This is a genomic window from Acidovorax sp. KPB24-03 (assembly GCF_057546605.1).
In genome coordinates this window covers 1-4,229 of record NZ_BAAJYR010000311.1, presented here as the reverse complement: position 1 = coordinate 4,229, position 4,229 = coordinate 1, and the positions used below count along the sequence as shown (strand labels likewise).

General features: G+C 68.2%; 6 protein-coding genes. 5 read left to right on the top strand and 1 reads right to left on the bottom strand.

The genetic code is table 11. The annotated features are described in order from the left end of the window. From AC27KI_RS19845 to tatC, 5 genes are all read left to right on the top strand, one after another. Positions 1 to 799 (top strand): patatin-like phospholipase family protein (locus tag AC27KI_RS19845; RefSeq protein ID WP_487115421.1); only part of this gene is annotated, 799 nt, incomplete at its 5' end. A 53-nt stretch (positions 800 to 852) separates the two neighbouring features. Next, positions 853 to 1,212, top strand: a complete 360-nt coding sequence (locus AC27KI_RS19840; RefSeq protein WP_284405146.1) for a histidine triad nucleotide-binding protein — start codon at positions 853 to 855, stop codon at positions 1,210 to 1,212. Positions 1,213 to 1,316: 104 nt separating this feature from the next. Further along, positions 1,317 to 1,565 (top strand): Sec-independent protein translocase subunit TatA, encoded by a 249-nt coding sequence (tatA, locus tag AC27KI_RS19835; protein ID WP_284396782.1) that lies wholly within the window; start codon positions 1,317 to 1,319, stop codon positions 1,563 to 1,565. 21 nt (positions 1,566 to 1,586) lie between these two features. Further along, entirely contained in the window at positions 1,587 to 2,078 is a 492-nt protein-coding gene (tatB, locus tag AC27KI_RS19830) for a Sec-independent protein translocase protein TatB (RefSeq protein ID WP_284396785.1), read from the top strand. Between the two features lie 57 nt (positions 2,079 to 2,135). After that, positions 2,136 to 2,927 carry a twin-arginine translocase subunit TatC gene (tatC, locus tag AC27KI_RS19825; RefSeq protein WP_272567636.1) on the top strand — a complete coding sequence of 264 codons (792 nt, stop codon included), beginning with the start codon at positions 2,136 to 2,138 and terminating at the stop codon, positions 2,925 to 2,927. A 298-nt stretch (positions 2,928 to 3,225) separates the two neighbouring features. Here the strand turns inward: tatC and AC27KI_RS19820 are convergent. Beyond that, positions 3,226 to 4,229 (bottom strand): S1C family serine protease (locus AC27KI_RS19820; protein ID WP_487115419.1); only part of this gene is annotated, 1,004 nt, incomplete at its 5' end.

The window sequence follows — 4,229 nt, the reverse complement described above, 5'->3', positions numbered from 1 at the left end:
CGCCGGCTGCGAGGCGGCGCGCGCCACGCTGCGGCGGCTGTGGGAGGGCGTGGGCGCCATGGGCAGCCTGCTGTGGGGCGTGCCACTGGCCTCCAGCCCCTTCATGGGCATGATGACGCAGTGGCTCTCGCCCTACCAGACGAACCCGCTGGACATCAACCCGCTGCGCCGGCTGCTGGAGCGCGAGGTGGACTTCGACGTGCTGAGCGCCGCGCGCCACCCCCGCGTCTTCGTGTGCGCCACCAACGTGCGCACCGGGCGCGGCGAGATCTTCTCCGGCAAGGCCCTGAGCGCCGATGCCGTCATGGCCTCGGCCTGCCTGCCCCTCCTGTTCAAGGCGGTGCAGATCGGCGACCAGCACTACTGGGACGGCGGCTACTCCGGCAACCCGGCCCTGTACCCGCTGATCTACAACACCGAGTGCAGCGACGTCCTGCTGGTGCAGATCAACCCCATCGAGCATGCCGAGGTGCCCGACACCGCCTCCGAGATCATGGAGCGCATGAACGAGGTCACCTTCAACGCCAGCCTGCTGGGCGAGATGCGCGCCATCGAGTTCGTGCGGCGCCTGCTGGCCGAGGGCAAGCTGGATGCGCGGCGCTACAAGAGCGTGCGCATGCACCGCATCGACGGCGGCTCGCTGCTGGCGGGCTTCGGCGCCTCCAGCAAGACGCGGGCGGACCTGCCGTTCATCCGCCAGCTGTTCGAGCTGGGCCGCACCGCGGGGCAGGGCTGGATCCAGGCCCACCAGGCCGACGTCGGCGTGCGTCCCACGGTGAACATGGCCGACAATGCCTGACCCGGCGCCTCCAGCCAGGCCCCGTTTTTCCAGTTCCACCCCATCCCCCATCCATGCAGCACGATCCGAACTGCCTTTTCTGCAAGATCATCGCGGGCCAGATTCCCTCCAGGAAGGTGTACGAGGACGAAGACATCTTCGCCTTCCACGACATCCACCCCTGGGCGCCCGTGCATTTTTTGATGGTGCCCAAGGAGCATGTGCACTCCATGGCCGGCGTGACCGAGGCCCATGCCGGCGTGCTGGGCCGCATGATGGCGCTGGCCCCGCGCCTGGCGCTGGAGCAGGGCTGCAATCCCTATCCCGAAGGCGGTTTCCGCATCGTGGTGAACACGGGCGCCGAGGGCGGCCAGGAAGTGCACCACCTGCACGTGCACGTGATGGGCGGCCCGCGGCCCTGGCTCAAGGGCTGAACCGGCGGCCGCCGGGAAGGGCGTGGAGCCCGGGCGCCGCAGGGATATGAACTTCCCCGTCATGCGGCGGGTCTAGAATGGTCCGTATTCGTTAGGAGATTGACATGGGTTCGTTTTCCATCTGGCACTGGCTGATCGTGCTGCTGATCGTGGTGATGGTGTTCGGCACGAAGAAGCTCAAGAACATGGGCTCCGACCTGGGCGGCGCCGTCAAGGGGTTCAAGGACGGCATGAAGGACGGCTCCGCGAGCGACGTGCCGCCGGCCACGCCCCCCGCAGGGCAGGTCGTCAACCACACCGCCGCCGACCCCAAGGGCACCACCATCGACGTCGAAGCCAAGCACAAGGGCTAATGCCCTGCCGGCCCTGCTTCCATGATTGATATTGGCCTGTCCAAAATGGCGCTGATCGGCGCCGTGGCGCTGATCGTCATCGGCCCCGAGAAGCTGCCGCGCGTGGCGCGCACCGTCGGCACGCTGCTGGGCAAGGCGCAGCGCTATGTGGCCGACGTGAAGTCCGAGGTCAACCGTTCCATGGAGCTGGACGAGCTGCGCAAGATGAAGGAAACGATGGAAGGTGCCGCACGCGACGTGCACCAGAGCATCCACACCAGCGCCAGCGACTTCGAAAAAGACTGGAACAACGACTTTTCCGGCACCGCGTCCGGCACGGGCACCGATACCGGTGTGCCGTACGACGCGGCCGGCGACGCCAGCGTGGTGCCCGCGTACAAGCACCCCGGCAAGAACTGGCGCCTCAAGCGGGGCGCCACGCCGCAGTGGTACAAAGCCCGCAGCGGCGTGCGCACCAAGGCCCAGTCGGGCGCGGCGCGCGTGGCCCGCTTTCGGCCCCAGAAATTCCATTGATGGCTGCGCACCCCGCGCAGCCACCCGCGCGGGTGCAATGCCCGCCCCTCCTGCACCATGTCCGAAACCCCCACTAAAGAAGACGAGCTGGCCGGCACCGAGCAGCCGTTCGTGCAGCACCTCATGGAGCTGCGCGACCGCCTGGTCAAGGCGCTGATCGCCATCGGCATCGCCGCGGGCATCCTGTTCCTGTACCCCGGCCCGGGCGCGCTCTACGACCTGCTGGCCGCGCCCCTGGTGGCGCACCTGCCCAAGGGCGCCACGCTGATCGCCACCTCGGTGATCTCGCCGTTCATGGTGCCGCTCAAGATTTTGCTGATGTCGGCCTTCCTGCTGGCACTGCCCGTGGTGCTGTGGCAGGTGTGGGCCTTCGTGGCGCCAGGCCTGTATTCGCATGAGAAGAAGCTGGTGCTGCCTCTGGTGGTCTCCAGCACGCTGCTGTTCCTGGTGGGCGTGGCGTTCTGCTACTTCTTCGTGTTCGGGCAGGTGTTCGCCTTCATCCAGGGCTTCGCGCCCAAGAGCATCACCGCCGCGCCTGACATCGAGGCGTACCTGAGCTTCGTGCTCACCATGTTCCTCGCGTTCGGCCTGTCGTTCGAGGTGCCGATCGTCGTGATCGTGCTGGCGCGCATGGGGCTGGTCAGCGTGGAAAAGCTCAAGGGCTTTCGCGGCTATTTCATCGTGCTGGCCTTCATCATCGCCGCCGTGGTCACCCCGCCCGACGTGGTGTCCCAGCTGGCCCTGGCCGTGCCGATGTGCCTGCTCTACGAACTGGGCATCTGGGCGGCGCAGCTCTTCATCCGCCACACCAAGGCGCCCGAGGACGAACAGGCGCAGGAACCGACCTGAGACATTGACCTAGGGCTGGGCAACGCCTGCGCGGCGTGCCTTGCGCGCCGCGGCCCGGTCGCATCGTCGAGGGCAGGGCGTGATCGGGTGATCGGGTGATCGATTCTTCATGGCGGCGCTGATGCCGCGCCAGGGGTTGCCTGCAGTGCGCTTCATGGCCTGATCCGCGCCGGGTGTTCACGGCCAGTCAGCCTTCAAGACCACGGCGCCACCCCTGGGCCGCCCACGGCCCCATGCATCGCCCACCCGTTTCAATCGTGTCCCGCGGCGAATGAATCCCCCCCGGGACAACGCCGCCTCAGCGCTGTGGCTGAGGTGCCCGCTGCGGCCGGGGCCGGGTTCCGGGCACCACCTCCAGCTCCACCCGCGAATCGCCGCGCTGCAGCTGGAACGTGGCGGGCGCACCGGGCTTGAGGGAGGCCACGGCGGTGAGCAGGGCGGAGACGCTGGCGGTCGGCTTGTCCTGCACCTGCACGATCACGTCGCCTGGACGCATGCCGGCACGGGCGGCGGGGCCGTCCTGCAGCACGCCGGTGATGATCACGCCCTCGGAGGCCTTCACGCCGAAGGTCTGCGCCAGTTCGGGCGACAGCTCGTTCGGCTCCACGCCGATCCAGCCGCGCGTGACCTGCCCGTCCTTCACGATGCCGTCCAGCACCAGCTTGGCGGTGGACACGGGAATGGCGAAGCCGATGCCCATGCTGCCGCCCGAGCGCGAGTAGATGGCGGTGTTGATGCCCATCAGGTTGCCGTTCACGTCCACCAGCGCGCCGCCCGAATTGCCCGGGTTGATGGCCGCATCGGTCTGGATGAAGTTTTCGAACGTGTTGATGCCCAGCTGGCTGCGGCCCAGCGCGCTCACGATGCCGCTGGTGACCGTCTGCCCCACGCCGAACGGGTTGCCGATGGCCAGCACATGGTCGCCCACGGCGAGCTGGTCGGAGTTGCCCAGCACGATCACGGGCAGCTTGTCCAGCTGCACCTTCAGGATGGCCAGGTCGGTGTCCGGGTCGGTACCGATCACGGTGGCGCGCGTGCGGCGGCTGTCGGTCAGGGTGACCTCGATCTCGTCCGCGCCCTCGACCACGTGGTTGTTGGTCAGGATGTAGCCGTCCGGGCTGATGATCACGCCGCTGCCCAGGCCGGTCTGCGCCTGCTGCGTTCCCTGGTCGCCGAAGAAGAACTGGAACCACGGGTCGTTGCTGCGCGGGTGGCGAACGGCGGCCTTGCTGGTGTTGATGCTGACCACCGCCGGCGCGGCCTTGCGCGCCGCGGCGGCGAAGCTGCCGGGGGGCGGGGGGG

Excerpts from the sequence above, each read along its gene's own strand:
- AC27KI_RS19840 (WP_284405146.1), top strand. The coding sequence starts at position 853 with ATGCAGCACGATCCGAACTGCCTTTTCTGCAAGATCATCGCGGGCCAG.
- tatA (WP_284396782.1), top strand. The coding sequence starts at position 1,317 with ATGGGTTCGTTTTCCATCTGGCACTGGCTGATCGTGCTGCTGATCGTG.
- tatB (WP_284396785.1), top strand. The coding sequence starts at position 1,587 with ATGATTGATATTGGCCTGTCCAAAATGGCGCTGATCGGCGCCGTGGCG.
- tatC (WP_272567636.1), top strand. The coding sequence starts at position 2,136 with ATGTCCGAAACCCCCACTAAAGAAGACGAGCTGGCCGGCACCGAGCAG.